This window comes from Pseudomonas sp. ANT_J12 (assembly GCF_008370045.1).
GTDB lineage: Bacteria > Pseudomonadota > Gammaproteobacteria > Pseudomonadales > Pseudomonadaceae > Aquipseudomonas.
In genome coordinates, this window is sequence record NZ_VOBN01000011.1 from 112732 (window position 1) to 132346 (window position 19615).

A 19615-nucleotide genomic window follows, 5' to 3' on the forward strand; every position below is an offset into this window, starting at 1 on the left:
GTTTTTGTTGTCGGTGTGTGGGGGCAGGGCCGCGTTGCGCCGAATCCGGCGCGCACGAGCCCGAAACGGCAGGTTCGCGACCTGCCGCTTGAAGGGTTCAGCGTGGGAGGGTTAGAGCGCCTGGGCCCTGTCGCGCAGTACGTACTTCTGGATCTTGCCGGTGGACGTCTTCGGCAACAGGGTGAAGATCACCGTGCGCGGCACTTTGAACCCGGCCAGGTGTTCGCGGCAGAAACTGATGATGTCCGCCTCGCGCACGTCCTGGTGATCCGCTTTCAAGGTGATAAAGGCGCAGGGGGTTTCGCCCCATTTTTCGTCGGGACGGGCAACGACAGCGGCTTCCATCACACCCGGATGGCGGTAAAGCACGCCTTCGAGTTCGATGGTGGAAATGTTCTCGCCGCCGGAAATGATGATGTCTTTGAGTCGGTCCTTGATCTCGACATAACCGTCGGGATGACACACCGCCAGGTCGCCGGTGTGGAACCAGCCACCTTCAAACGCTTCGGCGGTGGCGGTCGGGTTTTTCAGATAGCCCTTCATCACGGTGTTGCCGCGCATGAAGATCTCGCCGATGGTCTTGCCGTCGCGCGGGGTCGGTTTCAGGGTGGTCGAGTCGCCGACCATCACCCCTTCGAGCGTCGGATAACGCACGCCTTGGCGGGACTTGATCTGCGCGCGCTCATCCAGGGGCAATTCATCCCACTCGGCATGCCAGGCACACAGTGTCACCGGGCCGTAGGTTTCGGTCAGGCCATAAACGTGGGTGACCTTGATGCCCATTTCTTCCACGGCACCGATGACTTTGGCCGGCGGCGCGGCACCGGCGACCATGGCGTTGACCGGGTGATCGATGGCGGCTTTGGCCGAGTCCGGCATGTTGACCAGCGCATTGAGCACGATCGGCGCGCCGCACAGGTGAGTCACCTGGTGCTCGCGGATCAGGGTGAGGATTTTCTGTGGATCGACCCGGCGCAGGAACACATGCACACCGGCCAGCGCGGTGATGGTCCATGGGTAGCACCAACCGTTGCAGTGGAACATCGGCAGGGTCCAGAGGTACACCGGGTGGTTGCCCATGGCCCAGGTCATTTGGTTGCCCAGGGCGTTGAGGTAGGCGCCGCGATGGTGATAGACCACGCCTTTCGGATTACCGGTGGTGCCGGAGGTGTAGTTCAGCGAAATGGCTTGCCACTCGTCATCCGGCCATTGCCAGGCGAACGCCGGATCGCCCTCGGCCAGCAGCGCTTCATAGTCCAGGTCGCTGACAGCCTGGCCTTCGCCGTATTCCGGGTCGTTGACGTCGATCACCAGCGGCGGGTGATCGAGCATGCCGATGGCCGCGTGAATCACGCTGTGGAATTCGCGGTCGGTGATCAGCACCTTGGCTTCGCCGTGTTGCAGCATGAAGGCGATGGCTTCGGCGTCCAGGCGTACGTTGAGCGGGTTGAGCACCGCGCCGATCATCGGCACGCCGAAGTGCACTTCGAGCATCTCGGGGATGTTCGGCAACATGACCGCGACGGTGTCGTCCTTGCCGATGCCACGCCCGGCCAGCGCCGAAGCCAGGCGTCGGCAGCGGGTGTAGGTCTGCGCCCAGGTGCGGCGGATCGAGCCGTGAATAACGGCGGGGTAGTCGGGGTAAACGTGGGCGGTGCGCTCGAGGAAGCTGAGCGGCGACAAGGCGATATGATTGACAGCCGTAGGGCTAAGCCCTTGTTCGAAGATCGACATGACGGGTACTCGGTGGCTGATTGTTAGCTCTATGGCTGACCTGTTCAGCGTAGCCGCTGAGGTCAACTTTTATGTCCGGTCTGCTTTATATAACAATCCACCGTCGATATGGAAGTACAACCTAGGTTGTATAGTATAAATACTATATAGAATTCTTCAGGCGCTAAATGAATGCGGCGATTCCTTCCTGGCCGGTATATTCTGGCCGTTCCCTACGCAGTGGACCGGTGATGACGCCTGACGCCCTCTTATTGAGCCATGACCCTCAGCCGAGCGTGCTGCTCGATAGCCAGGGTCAGCCGCTGGAGTTGAATGCAGCGCTGCTGGCATTGCTCGCACAGCATCCGCACAGCTACGTGCTCGGGTTTCTGCCGAAAAATCATCGCGACCTGGTGCGCGCCTGCCTGGCGCAGCAGCGGGCGATCGAAGGGGTCGAGGCGCAGTTTCAGACGCAGATTCTGATCTGGACCTTTATCCCCGATCCGCCCAACAACCGCGTGTTCGCCCGCTGTCTCGTGGCCACCGCCCAAGTGCTGGCCGAGCGTGAAGCGGCCACGGCGCGGCGGCTGTACCGGCTGATCATCGAGAACACCACCGACCTGATTTCCCGGCACACCCCGGACGGGCGCTTTCTGGATGCATCGCCAGCGTCCTGGACCTTGCTCGGCTATTGGCCCGAAGCGCTGCGCGGGCAAATGGCCCAAGGCTTGTTCCACGGCCAGGACCTGGCGAATCTGGTGCAAACCGCGCGCGATGCCCTGGAGCAGAACGGTTATCACACCATGACGTATCGCATCCGCCATCGTGACGGGCATTACCTGTGGTTCGAAACCGCCAGCCGGGCGATTCGCGAAACCTACACCGGGGCGGTGGTCGAAGTGGTGTGCGTGTCCCGGGACATCACCGCGCGGGTACAGGGCGAAGAAAACCGCCGACGCCTGGAAGATGAACTGGCCCACACCGCGCGCCTGGTGACGCTGGGGGAACTGGCCTCGGGCATCGCCCACGAAATCAACCAGCCACTGGCGGCGGTGGTCAATTACGCCAACGCCAGCCAGCGGTATATGCAGGCGTTGGCGACCAATCCCCAGGCGGCGGAACGGGTGGCCCAAGGCCTGGAACGCATCACGTTGCACGCCACCCATGCCTCGGAAGTCATCCGGCGTTTGCGCGGCTTCCTGCGCAAGGGCCAGCGGCGCATGCAGGCGCTGAACATGGTGGATGTCGCCCGTGAAGCGGTGCGCTTGTGTGCCTGGGAAGCGACCCATTGCCAAGTGACAATCGAGGATCGACTGCCGGATAATCTGCCGCCCGTTTATGCCGACCGGGTGCTGCTGGAACAAGTACTGCTCAACCTGTTGCGCAACGCCATCGATGCCAACCGCGAACAACATCCGGGCCGCCCGTCGCTGATCGTGATGGCTGCGGGGCAGGGCAGTGCGGCCACGGTGGAGATCAGCGTGCATGACCAGGGGCCGGGCGTCAGCGAACCGGAACTGGAGCAAATATTCACCCCGTTCTTCACCAGCAAACCGGATGGCCTGGGCCTGGGATTGTCCATGAGCCGCAGCATCATCGAAGGTTTCGGCGGCGAGTTACGGGCGCGCCGGCAACCGGTCGGGCTGCTGGTTTACTGCCGTTTGCCACTGGCTGGCCCCATAAAACAACAACAGGAATGACGCAATGGCAGGTGTGACGGAGCACGTGGTGTACGTGGTCGATGATGATCAAGGCATGCTCGATTCGACGGTTTGGCTGCTGGAGTCGGTGGGCCTCAAGGCCTTGCCGTTTACCAGCGGCGTCGAATTTCTGGAGGCCTGCGACGCACGGCTCAACGCCTGCGTGTTGCTCGATGTGCGCATGCCGGGCATGGGCGGTTTGAACGTTCAGGAAGAAATGCGCCTGCGCGAATTGAATCTGCCGATCATCTTCGTCAGCGGTCACGCCGACGTGCCGATCGTGGTCCGTGCCTTCAAGGCCGGCGCCCATGACTTCATCGAAAAACCCTACAACGAACAGCTGCTGCTCGACAGCGTGCAACAGGCCCTCAGCAACTGCGCGGCCAATCGCTCGGGCAATGTGGGCCACGAAGAATTGCAGGCACGCATGCTGACCCTGACCCCACGGGAGCGCGACGTATTGCTGCCGCTGGTGCAGGGTTACACCACCAAGGAAATCGCCGAGCAATTGGGCGTCAGCGCGAAAACCGTCGACTTGTATCGCTCACGGGTGATGAAACGGATGCAGGCCAATACCTTGCCGGACCTGGTGGGGATGGCGATTGCGGCGCAATTGGTCGATCCGTTGAAGCTGCGTTGAATCCATTGCAAGACAGACCGGGCGTCCCTGAGTGGGTAGTCACGGTTGCAGGGCGCGCGCATGATGGGCGAGGCCATTTCACCGAATAGTCGAGCACGTTCTCTGTCGATGGCAGGGACCGGAGGAGGCGTGTTGAAACCCTTTCTACCCAGGCCCAGCGCCTCAACGCTGAACATGTTGCGCCAAGGCTGCCTGCAACGTCGTGATGCGGTGCCTCAAGCGCTAACGGAACAAGCGGTCATCCCCGGTATCCCCAATGCGCGTTACTGGCTGGACCAGGACCTGACGTCGTTTATCCGGGATGCGAGTGAGGCCAACCATCGAGAGTACGAGGCGTTCGCCAGTACCGAGGCACCGGATGACAGGCTGCCGCTGGCCGATATGCTGGCCGTCTCGGGTGGTGGCGACGCCGGCACCTTCGCCGCTGGCATTATTGCCGGATGGTCCCTGCATGGCACCCGACCGGTGTTTAAGGTCGTCACCGGCATCAGCGCCGGCGCCCTGGTCGCCCCGTTTGCTTACCTGGGGCCTGAGTATGACGGGATCATTCTGGGGATCTGCAAGGGCATCGGTCCCAAAGACGTGTTCCATTCGCGCAGCATGCTGACCCGCCTGGCGAGCGACGGTATGGCCGATAGCAAGCCACTGTCGCGCTTGATTGCCAAGTACGTCAGCGCCGAAGTGCTGGCGGCCATCGCCGAGCAATACGCCAAGGGACGACTGCTGATGATCGGCACCACCGACCTGGATTCAGGGCGGGCCGTCACCTGGAACATGGGCGCGATTGCCGCCAGCGGTGCACCAGGAGCGCTCGAACTGTTTCGCAACATCATGGTGGCGTCGATGAGCATTCCCGGCGCGGTCTCACCGGTGATGATCGATGTAGAAGTCGACGACAAACAGTTCCAGGAAATGCACGTGGACGGCGGCGTCCTCACCCAGGTGTTCCTTTACCCACCGGGCACCGTGATGGCGCTGAACCAGGTGACCGGCGCGCGTTTGCGCCGGGAACGGCATTTCTATGTCATTCGCAACGGCAAACTGGAACCGCAGTGGTCCGGCACCAAGCGTCGTACCTTGAGTATCGGCGGCCGAGCCATCAGCACCTTGATCCAGACCCAGGGCATCAGCGACCTCGATCGAATCTACCGGATTGCCCAACAGGACGGCGCGGACTTCAACCTGGCGTACATCGGCGCCGATTTTGATGGTGCTCGTAGTCGCAAATTCGATGGCGCGTACATGAAGCGGTTATTTGATTACGCCTTTGAACTCAGCGCGAAAGGCTATCCGTGGCATAAATCGCCGAGTACGTGAGCGCGTGGCGTCGCCTGCGTTCGGCGTTGTAGCAGAGCTGCTATAACGCCAGACGCCGCCTCGCTGGGGCTCGACAGCTGCTACAAGCCGAGCGCCAACTGCTACGGATCGCGTTACGGTTTACCGGTACACAACTCCCCCGTGGCGCGGATCAATGCCAGTTCATGCAACTGATCGGTGGCCAGGTGGGCGCGTGCCTTTGCGATCCAGTCCGCGCACTGTGGATCCTTTCGATACGGAGTGAAGTCGGCGTATTGCTGCAATAGGCGGTTTTGCAGCTCATCCAGGCGTGGCCGGATTTGTTTGGCGAGGTCTGGGCGCGGGGTGTCTGGTGCCTTGCCGGTGGCTTGCCATTTGGCGAGCAGGCCGTATTGCACCAGTTTGTTGGCCTCCATCTGCGCCGCCAGTAACTGGCCGACGTCTTCCGGGTCCAGTTTCCGTTCGGCGGCGAGCTTCCTGGCGTTGGCAATCACTTGCGCTTCCCGGGGGCTGTCCTGTATCGGCTTGCCGCTGTCCCATTTGGTCAGGGCGACCAGGTCAGCGATGTTCAGGCGTTCGTTCAACGTCACCAACAGCGGTTGCAAGGTTTCGGGTGGCGCGCTGGCCTGGGCGTCGAGGACGATAAGGCTGAGGCCGGCGCAGCACAGGATGCGGAGTTTCGGTTTAACGCTCATTCATGAGTATCCAGGCAGGGATCGGTCAGATGTCGATCACTACTTTACCGATTGCCTGTCCCGCAGCAACGATGGCGTGAGCGTCATTGACGTTTTCCAGGGTAAAGCGTCGGTCGTCCAGCAGCACCCGCAGTTGCCCGGCTTCAGCCATCCGCGTGGCCTCAGCGAGGATCTCGCCGTGGTGCTTGCGGCCTTTTCCGGTGATCAGCGGCAGCAACGTGAAAACGCCGGAATAGGTCGCGCCCCGGAACGACAGCGGCGCAAGTTTGTGTTCGCCCCAGCCCAGGCAACTGACCACGTGGCCGGTGTAGACCTTCAAGACATCGAACGAGGCGTCCAGTGTCGCGCCGCCGACCGTGTCATACACGATGTCAAACCCTTCGCCGTTGGTGTGTTGCTCAAGATAATCGGCCGGCGCCTGACTGCGGTAATCAATCGCCGTGGCGCCGAAGCCCTCGATGATTGCCAGGCCCTTGCCACTGCCGGTGGCGAACACGTCGGCCCCGCGAGCCCTGGCGATCTGAACGGCCATATGCCCGCCCCCCCCGGCGCCACCTTGCACCAACACCTGTTGCCCGGCTCGGACATTGGCCCGATCTACCAAGCCTTCCCAGGCGGTGATGAAAATCAAGGGGAGGGCGGCAGCTTCGCGCATGCTCAGGTTTCGCGGTTTACGCGCCAGCAAATCGGCATCGACGGCAATGTATTGCGCCAGCGAACCCTGGTGACCGCCAATCCCACCGGCCATGCCGTAGACCTCGTCGCCGATATTGAACGCCGTAACGTCGACACCGACCGCTTCGACAACCCCGGCCAGGTCCATGCCCAACACAGCCGGCAACGGTTGCCGCGCATGACCGCCCTGGCCGCTGCTGATCTTCGTGTCCAATGGGTTCACGCCACTGGCGATGATCTTGATCAACACCTGGTCGGTCTTGATTTCAGGCCGTGGCAGGTTCTGCAGTTGCAGGGCGGCACCGGCATTCAAGGCGACGGCGGCGTGCATGGTGGTCTGGCTCATGGGAACTCCTGTTGAACTGTTTTGGGGCGATGGGCACAGTCTCACGCAGTCGAGCGATTCCGATAAGAGCGTAAATACCTATAGTATTCATTCCAAATCATCGCCAAGTAGGCAGTCATGGATACGTTGGAAGCGATGGCAGTTTTCCTGCGGGTGGTGGAGCGGGGCAGTTTCTCGGCCGTGGCCCGGGAGCTCGGGCTCAGCCAGCCGACCATCAGCAAGCAGATCGGCGCCCTGGAAAACAGGCTGGGCGGTCGGCTGTTCGCCCGCAGCACGCGCAACCTCAGTCTGACGGACGAAGGTCAGCGTTATTACGAGCATTGTCGGCAGATTCTGGCGGCGGTGGACAATGCCGAACACAGCTTCCAGACCGGCCAGGAGCGGGTGGCCGGGCCATTGCGCATCGCTTCTTCAGGCAGTTTCGGACGGATCCAGATCGCGCCTCGGCTGCACGGTTTTCTCCAGCAACATCCCGACGTGTCGATCGATTTGCAATTGAGCGACGAGAACGTTGATTTGATCAGCGAGGGGATTGATGTCGCCGTGCGCATTGGCGAGTTGAAGGACAGCAGCCTGATCGCCCGGCCCATTGGTCTGACGCGACGCCGGGTGTTCGCGGCCCCCAGCTATCTTGAACAGCACGGCGTGCCGGCGGCACCGGATGATTTGAGCGACCACAATTGCCTGGCCTTCAATCAACTGGAGCACTTCGACAGTTGGCGCTTCGAGCACGACGGCCAATGGCGCAGCGTCCAGATCAAAGGCAATGTGCGCAGCAACAACAGCGAAGCGATTCGGCAGATGGTGCTCAGTGGCTTGGGCGTATCCCTGTCGCCCTCGTGGTTGTTTCGTGAGGACTTGCAGGCCGGGCGCGTTGTGGCGTTGCTGGACGGCTACACACCGCCGTCATTGCCGATCCATGCGCTGTTTGCTCCGGATCGCCGCCAATCGGCGCGGGTGCGGGCGTTTACCGACTATTTGCGTGATGCGTTTGCGGTGGATGACGACGTTTGCCTGGGTTGAATCAACCCTCAGGTTCAGCCGTACAACTCATTTGCCCTGAGCCTGGCTTCTGGAAAAGGACGGTGTTGCCGTCTTGCCAGAAGCTGTAAATCCCCTGGCGATCCTTGCCGGAGTACCGGGCGCCGGCATCACTCGGCACCTGGCTCAGGGTGACCGAGGTGTTCGCCCATTTCAGGTACACCACCGCCGGCTGGGTGCTGAAAAAGGTCGCGGCAATCGGCGTATCAAGTCCGGGACATCGAATCGTTTGCGGGCCTTCGGTCAGTCGGTCCGGGTCCTTGGTCCGCACAATCGCCGAGCCTTGGCGCAACTGATGGGCGCGCTCGGCGTAGCGGCGGATCGCGCATACCTTGGGCTCCAGATCGGTGGCGCACTGATTGCGTTCCAAAGCCCAGAATTTCTGGTCGACGATGATTTTGTCCGGCGCCGGTACTGAACGTTCATCGGTGAGCGCGAGGCGATAGAGACGCGTCAGTTCCATGTCCATCTGCAACAGTTGCGGGTCACGGCAGATCAGCTTTTCGAGGGAGGCTTTGGCTTGGGCACAGTCGAAGGTGGTCTTGAGCGGGGGTGGCGGGTCGGCCGCCTGGGCACAGGTGCTGGTCGCCACCCAAAGACTGGCAGCAAACAGACGGGTGAAAAGGGTCGTGAGCGTTTTCATGCTGGCTTCACCCAGATCGTTACGTGATGCCCGGATTGCCGTGGGACCTGTCGATCCATGAACCGTCATTCGTTCGCAGTGGGTGTACGCAGTGTACGTCAGCGCTTGGAACTTGCCACTCCGCCCGGCGGCGGCCAACGAGCCGGGGCGAACAGGGCCATACGCTCACGCACTTCTTGCAGATACAAAAACGCCCCGACAGGTCGTCAGGGCGTTTTTATGTTCCGGCGAACCGCCTACCTCATTTCAGCACCAGCAAGGTATAAACCCCGGCCTCGCTTTCGATCCCGTGGGTGTCATGGGTGAACCCGGGGAAGGATTTGTCGAAGGCTTCCAGCGCCTTGAGATACGCCAGCAGCGGCCCGTCCGCAGGCCCGGCGTTTTCGCCTGGCATCAGCAATGGAATGCCTGGCGGATACGGCACGATGCCGGTAGCGACGATGCGTCCGGCGGCTTCTTCCAGGGTGACCCGTTCGATGTCGTTGCGCACCAGTTTCTCGTAGGCTTGCACCGGGCTGAATTCGGCTTTGGGCAGCATGCCGAAAGCCTGGGCCATGTTGGCGGTGGTCTTGTGTTTCTTCATGGCGGCGAAGATGTCGTCGGCCAGGTCCTTGAGGCCCATGCCGGCGTATCGCGTCTGGTTGGCGGCCAGCAGGTCCGGCAGGCACAGCTCCAGCTCGACGTTGTTGTCATAGTCGCGCTTGAAGTCGAGGAGGGCGTTGACCAGGGTGCCCCACTTGCCTTTGGTGATGCCGATGGAGAACAGGAACAGGATGGTGAAATCGGTGGTTTTCTCGACCACGATGCCCTGGCGACCGAGGTACGCCGTGAGCACACAGGCCGGAATACCTGAGTCGAGCAAATTGCCGTCGTCGCCCATGCCGGGGCTGAGCACCGAGACCTTGATCGGGTCCAGCATGCAGTAGCCGTCCTCAATGTCACCGAAACCGTGCCACACCTCGTTCGGGTGCAGGACCCAGCAGTTCGGCTCGGTTTTCAGCAGCACCGGATCGACTTCATGGAATGGAACGGTCGTGCCGCCAACGTGTACCGACGGCGGCTGCCAGCAGGTGAAGAACCAGTCGTCCTTGCTCAGCATCTCGTTGTGCATGCGCGAGATGACCTGGCGGAACGACACGGCTTCTTCGATGGACTCGGTGGTGAGGATCTGCCCACTCGGGGCTTCCATCATCGCCGAGCTGACATCACAGGAGGCCATGATCGCGTAGTTGGGCGAGGTGGAGGCGTGCATCATGAACGACTCGTTGAAACGCCCGTGGTCGATGGGATTGCGACCGTTGCGCACGTGAATCATCGAGGCCTGGGAGAGGGCGGCCAGCAGTTTGTGGGTCGATTGGGTGGCGAACACGGTGGGCTTGGACGCGTCGTGATCGTCCGGGCTGCCGTGCATCGCGAAGCGCTCGCGATACAACGGATTGAACCGCGCGTAACCGTACCAGGCCTCGTCGAAATGCAGGCGATCCACGCTCTGGCCCAACAGCTCTTCAACCCGGGTGACGTTGTAGGTCAGGCCGTCGTAGGTCGAGTTGGTGATGATCGCGTGGACCGGCGTCGGGTCGATGCCGTCCTTGACCAACGGGTTGTTGGCGATGGCCGCTTTCACGCCTTCGGCACTCAGGGTTTGCGGCAGGATCGGGCCGATGATGCCGAAGCGGTTGCGGGTCGGCACCAGGTAGGTCGGGATCGCCCCGGACAGGGTCATCGCGTGTTCGGCGGACTTGTGGCAGTTGCGATCGCACAGGGCAATCTGATTACGTGTGACGCTGGCCATGAGGATGACGCGGTTGGACGTCGATGAACCGTTGGTCACGTAATAGGTGCGGTGGGCGCCGAAGACTTTGGCGGCGTAGCGTTCGCCCTGGCCGATCGGGCCGCTGTGATCGAGCAGCGAACCGAGTTCGCCGACTGAAATCGACAGGTCGGAACGCAGGAGGTTTTCCCCGAAGAACTCATAAAACGCCCGGCCCGCCGTGCTTTTCAGAAACGCGGTGCCGCCGGCATGGCCGGGGGTGTGCCAGGAATATTCATAAGTACGGGCGAACTTCACCAGCGCGCCGAACATCGGCGGCAGCGCGGCCTGGCGATAGCGTTCGATGGCGGCGAGGATGCGCCCGCTGAGGAAACGACTGGTGTCCTCGGGCAGCCAGATAAAGTCGTCGGCGTGCTGCATCACCACCAGCGGAATGTTCGACGCGGTGCTGCGGTCACTGATCAGGAACACCGGCACGCGGGTATTGCGTTCGCGCAGGCTAACCAGCAATTTGATGCATTCTTCGTGGTTTTCGCTCTTGTCCATTTCCCAGCTGAGCAACACGCATTGCACGGCAGGATCGGTGCACAGGATCGACGTCGCATCGCTGAGGGTTTCCGAGGCGATGACGTGGACGGCGCGTTCTTCCACATCGTGGATCAATTGATCCAGGGCGCGACCGAAGACGGTGCGTTTGTCCGGCGGGTTGCTCACCAGCAGCGTGAGCATCCCGAGGGTTTGTCGATATTGCGTCATGACTGAGGCTCCAAAGTGGCGGATTGCAAGCGGTTGACCGGCACCGGCTCGCCCGTGATGTGCTGCGCGCTGACGGTTTGGGTCGGCACGCTGTTATTGAGAGCTTCGAGGCGGATCAGGCGGTTATTGACGAAGCCGAACAGCGTGTAACCAAAGATCGTCGCTACGCCGCCGAGCATCAGTGCCTGCTCGCCCGAACTGTAGAGCGCCAGGTAGCTGTAGGCCGCCGCGACCCAGGCGATGATGTTGGTCACCAGGGCCTTGCCAGCGGGCACGTTGGACACTTTCTGCATGGTCGCCAGCGCGGCCATGGACAGGATGTACGGCACCAGGTTGGTCACCACCGCCAGGTTGACGAGGGTGTCGAACTGTTTGCTCAGGTCCGGGCTGATGGTGAGCAGGCCCAACGCGGTCTGCCCGGCGAGCAGGATCAGCATGCCGACAATCGGCGTGCCGGCCTTGTTGGCCTTGGCGAATATCGGCAGGAAATAGCCGGTGTCCGCCGAGCTCTTGAACACCTGTGCAATGGTGAATTGCCAACCGAGCAGCGAGCCGATGCAGGCCATAATCATCGCGGCCATCACGATATCGCCGATCAGCGGCGTGAACATTTTGGCGAACACCAGCCCGAACGGGGCGGTGGAGGAGGCCAGCTCGGGGTTGGAGACGATGCCGGCAATGACGTTGGTGGAAACGATGTAGATCACCGCCGCCCCCAGGGTGCCGCCTAGGACCGCAATCGGCACGTTCTTCTCGGGGTTCTCCACGGCATCGGTGTTGGCGCACGCCGATTCCAGCCCCAGGAACGCCCACAAGGTGATCGCCACGGAAGCGCCCGCAGCTTCCATCCAGCCCTTGTTGTGCGGGTTCCAGCCAGCGGCGTACGTGCTGCTGTCGAACCAGAACCAGCCGATGGTCGACACCAGCACCACTGGCGCAATAACCCCCCAAACCGTCACCGCACCGATGCGCCCGGTAATCCGCGCGCCACCGAAGTTGGCGAAGGTGGTAATCCACAGCAAGGCAATGGTCGCCAGACCCACTTGCAGCGAGTCCAGCTTCACGTCGAACAGCACCTGGATGTAGCCAACCGCCGTAATGCTGATCGCCACATTGGCAATCAGCAGCGACGCGCCGTAGGTGTAGTTGGTCAGGTAGTTCCCGGCCTTGCCGAACGTATATTCGGCATAGCCACCCATGCCGCCGGTCTTGCGACTGAGCATCCCGCACCGGGCAAAGGCATACGCCAGAGCCAGTGAGCCAGTTGCAGTGATCAGCCAGGAAAGAATGGAAATGGCGCCGACTTCGGCGAGTTTGGTGGGTAACAACACAATGCCCGAGCCCAACATGTTGACGGCCGTCAACATCGTCAGTTGCCCCACACTCATTTTCTTCGCGACTGACATTCCGTTGCCTCATTAGATTGCGTTGTGGAATTTAGATATAGCAAAGGATGCAGAGGGTGCAACGCGACGGAGGTTCAATAGCGGATATGAATAAGGCTGAAAACCTGGATTTTGAAGCCCGTTAGCCGAGAACCGGGTTAGAGTGCTCGTCGACATCTGCTCATCCGGTCCTTCTCCGTGTCGTCGCGCCAAGCGGTTCCAGGGAAAGAACCGGGCTAAAAAACCGTATATCAACCGTTATGTGAAGAATGAATCGTCCGCTGTTTGTTTCTCTGGATGGCCCCAAGGGCGCCGGTAAAACCACACTGTTGGAGGCCGTTACGAAAGTACTGAGGGCCGACAACAAAAAGGTGATCCGGCTTTGCGAGAGTAAAAGCGATCCCTACAGGGGTGAAACTATGGCCCTCGTGAACAAACTCGTCAGAAATCCTACCCGGGATTTGGAGTTGAGGGTTTGTGAACGCTTTGCTGATAGTCGTGCCTGGATTTCGCAGCACGTGCTGACTAAACAGCCGCCCGACAGCCTCATCCTGATCGACCGCTGGTACCCGTCTGATGCAGCGTTTCGCCGAATGATCCCGTTTGCAGAGATTCTGCAGTTGAACATTGATCGAAACGTGCAAGTGCCAGACCTGCATGTCGGGGTTGTCACCGACCCTGAACTGTCATGGGCGAGAGCTGCGGCACGACGGCGTGGGTTGAGCAGTACGGTGATGTACAAGCTGGAGGATCATGTCGCTTGCACCCAGGCGTTCGAACGAGCGATTGCCGATCACGGCTGGGTGTTATGCCGTAATGAAGGAACGATCGAAGACGCAACGATGCAGGTGGTTTGCGAGATCTACAAAGTCCTTCGATTCACCGTATAGCGCTTAATTGTTCAAATGTAAGGCACGAGCACACCGAACTAAAAATAAAAAAACAGTACCCTCTCAACGTAATGTATCTTAAGAGTTTTTTGACATTTTCAGACTTTATCTTCCAGTGTACATCTTTAGTCGGTAAAAAATAGATTGGCTGACTGCTCAAAAATTAATCTTTTATAGCGATTGGTTATAGCTGCTTTCGCAGGAAGCACTAAGCTGCCACTGGGCTATTCCACTTTGCGCCTCGGCGCTCACAAGAGACCAAAATAGACCCATCTTTTCTTACGACGCCTTGCGCTAAGGAGGATGGGCTTATGCCAAAAGCAAAGTCTAGAACGCATAGTTTTCGATTAGTTAACGGCACCCCGACGGCACACATTCAGCGTAAAGACTGTCGTCACTCCAAGAGAAAAGCACTTGTACAAGTTAACAATCCTGGGGGCGCCCTCATATGGACGAGCGCCGAGCATACGCGCGCATTGCGTCCGCAATGAGCAACTAACCAAGCGAATCCAGCTACCGGTTTATCGCCTGCCAATTCATGTTTAGCGCAATCCATATCACGCCCCCAAATTTCGTCAGGCTGTCTTCACGTACAGGTGAACAATATGCAAAGCAGCACCGTCCGATTCTCCTGTGTAGGCTGCGGCATTTGCTGCAAGGGCCGACTGATACCGCTGACATTGGCTGAGGCACAACAATGGTTAAACCGCGGTCACGACATCGCGGTGATTCTTGAGGCCTTTGATGAATCGAGTTGGCCTCGTTCATCAGCGGAATTTGCCCACGCCAAAGGCCGATCTGTAAGCGTAAATTGTGGTAAGACCCAGATACAGGTCATCGCTGTGTTTGCCGGCAAAGCAATTGAACAATGCCCTAATCTCAGAGCTGACAATCTTTGCGGCATCTACGAAGAACGCCCCCAGGTTTGTCGCATTTATCCGATGGAAATCAACCCATTCATCGCGTTACGTCGAGATAACAAAGCGTGCCCACCACAGGCTTGGGAGAGCGACGACATTCTCTGCACAGATGGGCGTGCAGATCCGGCTCTGGAAGCACTCGTCAGTCAATCTCGACAAGCAGACAGAGCCGATGCATCAAGCAAAATCGCCATCTGCGCGCAACTGGGCCTGAATGTGGCAAGTTGGAAAGACAACGCGCTGGCCGTTTACTTTCCACCAAGGGGAAAACTGCTCGAAGCGATACACAGCGTTACAGGCACTTCAGAGGACTATCCTGACTTAGAGTGGCAAGTTCGGGTTGATGAACCAGTGCTGCGCGAGCGATTGGCCGCATCAACGGTGTCTCTGGCTGCCAACGAGTCCGCTGACTACATCTTTCATGTTTTTCAACGCCCAAGTCCTCGCTGGACACCTGCGCTGCCTCGGCGAGCCGTTGACGCATTTGAGTGGCTGCGATCGGCCCAGAGTGTGTAAAAACACTCCGCCAAAATTGAAGTGTGCGCGTCTGCGTTAAATCTGAAATTTATCGGCATGTCAGCAAATGCCGATTTCGCGTAGAAGTGCGATTTGCAGTCCGGTTTCGAGTACCAGTCGCGCTCAAAAACGTTCTTACACAGCCTAGGACAGGAACAGTCATTCAACCTCTATGAGACCAGAGGGCGATACACAGCGACCGTCAGCTTACGACTATGTCCGATACACAGGTAGCCTAATCGAGGGCTACGCTGATGCTTGGTGAAGCCCGGTCCATTCAAATCAGCAGTGGCGCACGAACATGGTTTTCTCTTTATTGATGGCGTTGGTATTAGCGTTCCTGATTGGCTGGGTTTCGCAGCGCATGGGCATGTGCCTTGTCAAAGCGAGCGAACAATTGCTGGCGGGGCGCCCGACGTTGTTTGTGGCACTGACATCGTGTGGATTGTTCGGGTTGCTGCTGGCCCCGCTCTATCGTTTCTCCGAGGTCAGCCTGCCGCTGTACTCGCCGGGTATTTCCTATCCTTTACTGGTTTCGGGAGGCTTGTTGTTCGGGGTGGCATCGGTGCTGAACAATGGTTGCAGCGTAGGTACGCTGACCAGGTTTGCTAGTGGCAATTTCAATAAACTGTTCACAATGATCGGCTGGGTCCTGGGGATCGTGCTCTGGTATTACATGCGCATGATGCCCGAACAGAAGACCATTCTGATGCCGGAAATTTCCAGCCGGCATTACTGGCTGTTGATCGGTGTAGTGGCGCTGGTGCTGACTTTTTTGGTCTGCATACATGGTAATAAACACCTTGTTTTCTCCAGCATGCTGCTGGGTGCGTTGACGAGTGCGCTCTATACGTTCGAGCCGTTATGGACACCGAGTGTGTTCTTTTACAATGTTTCGCAGTTGTTCTGGCAAGCCGATATGGCAATCAGCGCCCGGCGTATTGCTGTGTTTGTCATGTTGCTGGCAGGCATGCTGAGTTTTACCGTGTACAGGAAAATGTTTCGTTTCGAGGCCTTTACCCCGTCAAAGGCTGGCGTTCATTTGTTGGCGGGTATTTTGATGGGGATTGGGGCTTCGATGATGCTCGGCGGTAACGACTCGCAAATACTGTTGGTGTTTCCGACACTGAGCGTTGCTTCAAGCATTCCAATGGTGTCGATTGCCACAGGCATTCTGGTGTCATTGTGGGGCAAAAAACGCTTTACGAATTGAACACTTTCAAGATGGTTCCGCTTTCGACTCAATAATATAGAGAGTGATGACAGACAGAAATCGGCCAATTGTTGCCTGTCGCAAAGGGCTGCAACCGGCCCAGAGTGTGTAAAAACACTTTCCGTATGTTGGATGCCTAAGCCCAGCGCTCCTGGGCGAGGCGATTTCCCGAACATTTGCCAAGATCGGCGCCGATAGCGCGTCAGAGTGTTTATGAAGCACGTTGGCACCTCCTGGAGCAGTAAAAGCTGCGGATTTTACGCCGCCATCGCCTTCAGCAAGCCTTCTGTACCGATGATTTTCATAACCCGCTTCAAGTTATAGGCGAGCACATTCAAGCTCATCTCCGCACTCACCCCGTTCAGCTTTCGGGTCAGAAAGTGTGTTGCGCCCATCCATTGCTTGAGCGTGCCGAAGGGATGCTCAACTGTCCGTTTTCGAACCTTCATCATCTCTGGTGCTTGGTTCAACCGACGCTGCATTTCCTCCAGCACAGCTTCATGTTCCCACCGCCTTACTCGACGATTTGTGCTTGGCGTGCACTGGGTTTTCAGCGTGCAACTCTGGCACTTTGAACTCCAGTAGCAGTGCATATACAAGCCTTTCTCAACGCTGGAGAATCGCCAGATCAGTGCCTCTCCCGCCGGGCAGGTGTATTCGTTTTTCGTCGCGTTATACACGAAGGCATCTTTGTTGAATCGGCCATCAGCTTTGGCGCTTGAAGTCATCGGCTTCGGCACGTAGGCGGTGATGCTTGCGTCGTGACAGGCCAGGATTTCTTCGCCTTTGAAGTAGCCTCGGTCGGCAACTACCGACAACGTTTCTACGCCGATGGCTTCACGGGCCTGCTTCGCCATTGAACTGAGTTGGTCACGGTCAGAACCTCTGTTGGTGACCTCGTGAGCAACGATTAAATGGTGCTGCGTATCGACAGCCGTCTGCACGTTGTAGCCAACGATCCCGCTGCCGCGCGTCATCATCGAACGGGCATCCGGGTCGGTCAGCGAAACCTGTTTATCTGGCGATTCGTTGAGCTGAGACTCAATCCCCTGAAGCTCTTTCATCTGTGCTTTGAGCTTGGCGATTTTATCTTCCAAACTCACCGTGTCGGGCTTGGAGGCGCTAGGGAGCTGTCGATCAGCCGCATCGAGCGAGGCCAAATAACGGCTGATGCTCGCCTCGATTTCTTCCATGCGCCGCTTCAGTTTGGCGCTGGTGAAGTTCCGGTCGCGGTTGTTCACGGCCTTGAATTTACTGCCGTCGATGGCAACCAGGTTTTCGCTAAACAGCCCCAACTGCTGGCAGAGCAAAACGAACTGGCGGCAGACACCGCGAATGGCTTTGCTGTTGTCTTTTCGGAAGTTGGCGATGGTCTTGAAGTCGGGCATCAAGCGCCCGGTTAACCACATCAGCTCGACGTTGCGCTGGGCTTCTCGCTCAAGACGTCGGCTCGATTGAATACGGTTTAGGTAACCGTAGATATAGATCTTCAGCAGGATCGCGGGGTGATAAGCAGGTCTGCCGGTTTCGGCTGGAATGACGCCATCGAAACCCAGTTTGGCCAGGTCGAGTTCATCGACGAAGACATCGACCACACGCACTGGATTGGTATCGCTGACGTAGTCGTCCAGGCTTTCGGGAAGTAAGGTGCTTTGACCTCGGTGTTCACCCTGGATAAACCGTTTCATGGGTTTCCCTTGCAATGAGATTCTCAGAAATCATAGCAAGGGTTTACCAGGGCGTTTTTACACACTCTGGGCCAGAAGCAGACATTCGTGACGTGTAACTATCGACCTACAGCCTCACAAAATAGCCTCATTTGTGGAACGGCAGTAGTGGAGTCGTTTACAACTCACAAGCGACGCCATCGTCGTCGAAGTAGTAAATGTTTTCATGCTTGTAACCCCACTTACCGTCTCTGATCCGGATATGTGGCTCGAATGTGAAGCACGCCACCTCGCCCAACTCCCGTTTATTACCCGATTCAATGTAAAGCCTTTGATCGCGCTGCTCGCAGATGCTGTGACCAACGTTGCCAAGAAAATCGAGATTCTCGAAACCGATATCGATTATTGACTCATTCGCCAACTCGTACAGTTCATTGAAAGTGGTTTCAGGGCTGACAGTACGTAGCATGAGAGCATGCAGACTACGTTCAGCTTCATGCCCTTGAGTGAACTCATCACTGCGCGGCACCGATCGACACACACCTTCCTCGACATAGAATGAGCGTGCGCAATCGCCCCAATCACTCCCTGATCGGGGACTGAGATCGACGGTCACAAGATTATTCAGACCCACCTTTTCGCTGCTCGGCTGATAGTCTCGACCTGACACAGAAATCGAACTGCGCGATCCGAGTAGTACGAATGCCGGACAATCGTAATACCAGGTATCAGGAAACCCTGATTGCCTCAGCAGATCAGCTGCAATTTCCGCGATTGAAGACTCGGTTACGTCTGGTTTTATATGATCAACGAGCTGCGACAGGACGGATTTCGCTGCGGTCTGTACAAGTAGATTGCGTGGTGCTGGCATGAGTGAAGCCTCTATCGTCGTCCTTGGTTGATGGATCAGGCGCTTGAGCAAAATTGAACGTCCACTTCTGGCCGTTCTCTGCCGATCATGGTTACAAAGCGTGCTGGTCAAATCCGATGCAATCGGTGGTCAGAACGAATGCAAATGACTGGTCAGGTCGAATGCAAGCGGGTGGTCAAGTGGAGTGCAATTTCGTATTCCTTTCCTTGTCGGATGTGCCAACCAGAAATTCAAACCCGAATACCGTGCCCAGATACACATAGTGAAAATTCTCCCGGTTTCGTGGAAACCCCGGGTAATGAGTTACATGGGACGTGAACAAGCATGGGGCGCTGCATTGGGCGCAGGCGTCGGTGCCGGTGTAGGGATGGCAGCTGGTGCATCGAACCTGACCAAGCTGCTTCGGGTGGAGCTGGATTTGCCGTCGGCCTGAAAGCAGGCGACTTAGCGTCAATGTCTACGGTTGATGCGATTGTTTACAACATGGAAACCGCTGATATCAACTTGGGTGAGTTGGTCAAAAAGAGTTCCGAGGAGCAACTGGTCGCTACCGGGCGTTTCAAGATCGCTGCTGAAAACGAACCTGCCGATGCACAGATTGAACTGATCATCCTGAACTGGGGTTTCGCTCTGACTCAAGGCTTCAGCAGCGTGGTGTACCCAACGATTGCTGTGAGCGGCGTCATGAAACGCGGCGATGAACTGATCTGGCAGCGCAATGAACCGATAACAGCGTTCAACGGCGCCAACACCTATGGCTATACGCCGTTGCGCTATCGCACTGAACCGGAGTTGCTACGTACGGCGTTGACGGGGGTCACGCAAATTGTAGGCAGCTATCTGATCAAAGACATGAACGAATTACTGCTGGTCTGTA

Annotated in this window: 15 protein-coding genes and 1 pseudogene; 8 read left to right on the forward strand and 8 right to left on the reverse strand. The window is 58.2% G+C overall.

The window, feature by feature from the left end; translation table 11 throughout:
* Positions 1-111: 111 nt before the first annotated feature.
* The gene (locus FQ192_RS21865; RefSeq protein WP_149660406.1) at positions 112-1734 is read right to left on the reverse strand and encodes an acyl-CoA synthetase; all 1623 of its coding nucleotides are present in this window, start codon (positions 1732-1734) and stop codon (positions 112-114) included.
* Between the two features lie 230 nt (positions 1735-1964).
* On the opposite strand from FQ192_RS21865, the gene FQ192_RS21870 reads away from it, so the two are divergent.
* The 3 genes from FQ192_RS21870 to FQ192_RS21880 all read left to right on the forward strand — a co-directional run bounded on the left by FQ192_RS21870 (position 1965) and on the right by FQ192_RS21880 (position 5370).
* Positions 1965-3413 (forward strand): sensor histidine kinase, encoded by a 1449-nt coding sequence (locus tag FQ192_RS21870; protein ID WP_149660407.1) that lies wholly within the window; start codon positions 1965-1967, stop codon positions 3411-3413.
* Positions 3414-3417: 4 nt separating this feature from the next.
* Positions 3418-4053, forward strand: coding sequence for a response regulator transcription factor (locus FQ192_RS21875; RefSeq protein WP_149660408.1), 636 nt, complete (start codon positions 3418-3420; stop codon positions 4051-4053).
* A 174-nt stretch (positions 4054-4227) separates the two neighbouring features.
* The gene (locus FQ192_RS21880) at positions 4228-5370 is read left to right on the forward strand and encodes a patatin-like phospholipase family protein (RefSeq protein WP_149660466.1); all 1143 of its coding nucleotides are present in this window, start codon (positions 4228-4230) and stop codon (positions 5368-5370) included.
* Positions 5371-5483: 113 nt separating this feature from the next.
* On the opposite strand, the gene FQ192_RS21885 is transcribed toward FQ192_RS21880, so the two are convergent.
* Together FQ192_RS21885 and FQ192_RS21890 are read right to left on the reverse strand one after the other, a co-directional pair.
* Entirely contained in the window at positions 5484-6044 is a 561-nt protein-coding gene (locus FQ192_RS21885; protein ID WP_149660409.1) for a chorismate mutase, read from the reverse strand.
* 25 nt (positions 6045-6069) lie between these two features.
* A complete protein-coding gene (locus FQ192_RS21890; RefSeq protein WP_149660410.1) occupies positions 6070-7065 on the reverse strand; it encodes a zinc-dependent alcohol dehydrogenase family protein in 996 nt (331 codons plus the stop codon).
* Positions 7066-7182: 117 nt separating this feature from the next.
* Here FQ192_RS21890 and FQ192_RS21895 point away from each other — a divergent pair, with 117 nt between their 5' ends.
* The gene (locus FQ192_RS21895; protein WP_149660411.1) at positions 7183-8088 is read left to right on the forward strand and encodes a LysR family transcriptional regulator; all 906 of its coding nucleotides are present in this window, start codon (positions 7183-7185) and stop codon (positions 8086-8088) included.
* A 1-nt stretch (position 8089) separates the two neighbouring features.
* Here FQ192_RS21895 and FQ192_RS21900 read toward each other — a convergent pair whose 3' ends face one another.
* From FQ192_RS21900 to potE, 3 genes are all read right to left on the reverse strand, one after another.
* Positions 8090-8749 carry an MliC family protein gene (locus FQ192_RS21900; RefSeq protein ID WP_149660412.1) on the reverse strand — a complete coding sequence of 220 codons (660 nt, stop codon included), beginning with the start codon at positions 8747-8749 and terminating at the stop codon, positions 8090-8092.
* A 241-nt stretch (positions 8750-8990) separates the two neighbouring features.
* Positions 8991-11276, reverse strand: coding sequence for an Orn/Lys/Arg decarboxylase N-terminal domain-containing protein (locus FQ192_RS21905; protein ID WP_149660413.1), 2286 nt, complete (start codon positions 11274-11276; stop codon positions 8991-8993).
* Positions 11273-12682, reverse strand: a complete 1410-nt coding sequence (gene potE / locus FQ192_RS21910) for a putrescine-ornithine antiporter (protein WP_149660414.1) — start codon at positions 12680-12682, stop codon at positions 11273-11275. Before potE ends, FQ192_RS21905 begins: the two co-directional genes overlap by 4 nt.
* Before the next feature lie 248 nt (positions 12683-12930).
* Between potE and FQ192_RS21915 the strand changes: the two genes are divergently transcribed.
* The 3 genes from FQ192_RS21915 (at position 12931) to FQ192_RS21925 (ending at position 16200) form a co-directional block, all read left to right on the forward strand.
* On the forward strand, positions 12931-13551 hold the full coding sequence (locus FQ192_RS21915) for a dTMP kinase (protein ID WP_149660415.1): 621 nt from the start codon (positions 12931-12933) through the stop codon (positions 13549-13551).
* A 605-nt stretch (positions 13552-14156) separates the two neighbouring features.
* Positions 14157-14987: a YkgJ family cysteine cluster protein gene (locus tag FQ192_RS21920; protein ID WP_256672329.1), complete on the forward strand. Its 831-nt coding sequence runs from the start codon at positions 14157-14159 to the stop codon at positions 14985-14987.
* 301 nt (positions 14988-15288) lie between these two features.
* Entirely contained in the window at positions 15289-16200 is a 912-nt protein-coding gene (locus FQ192_RS21925) for a YeeE/YedE thiosulfate transporter family protein (RefSeq protein WP_149660416.1), read from the forward strand.
* Positions 16201-16457: 257 nt separating this feature from the next.
* Here FQ192_RS21925 and FQ192_RS21930 read toward each other — a convergent pair whose 3' ends face one another.
* Together FQ192_RS21930 and FQ192_RS21935 are read right to left on the reverse strand one after the other, a co-directional pair.
* Positions 16458-17888, reverse strand: coding sequence for an IS1182 family transposase (locus FQ192_RS21930; RefSeq protein ID WP_149660417.1), 1431 nt, complete (start codon positions 17886-17888; stop codon positions 16458-16460).
* Positions 17889-18045: 157 nt separating this feature from the next.
* Positions 18046-18789: a M24 family metallopeptidase gene (locus tag FQ192_RS21935; RefSeq protein ID WP_256672330.1), complete on the reverse strand. Its 744-nt coding sequence runs from the start codon at positions 18787-18789 to the stop codon at positions 18046-18048.
* A gap of 247 nt (positions 18790-19036) precedes the next feature.
* Here FQ192_RS21935 and FQ192_RS35085 point away from each other — a divergent pair.
* Positions 19037-19593: pseudogene (locus tag FQ192_RS35085) on the forward strand (hypothetical protein); the annotation flags it as partial.
* Positions 19594-19615 lie beyond the last annotated feature (22 nt).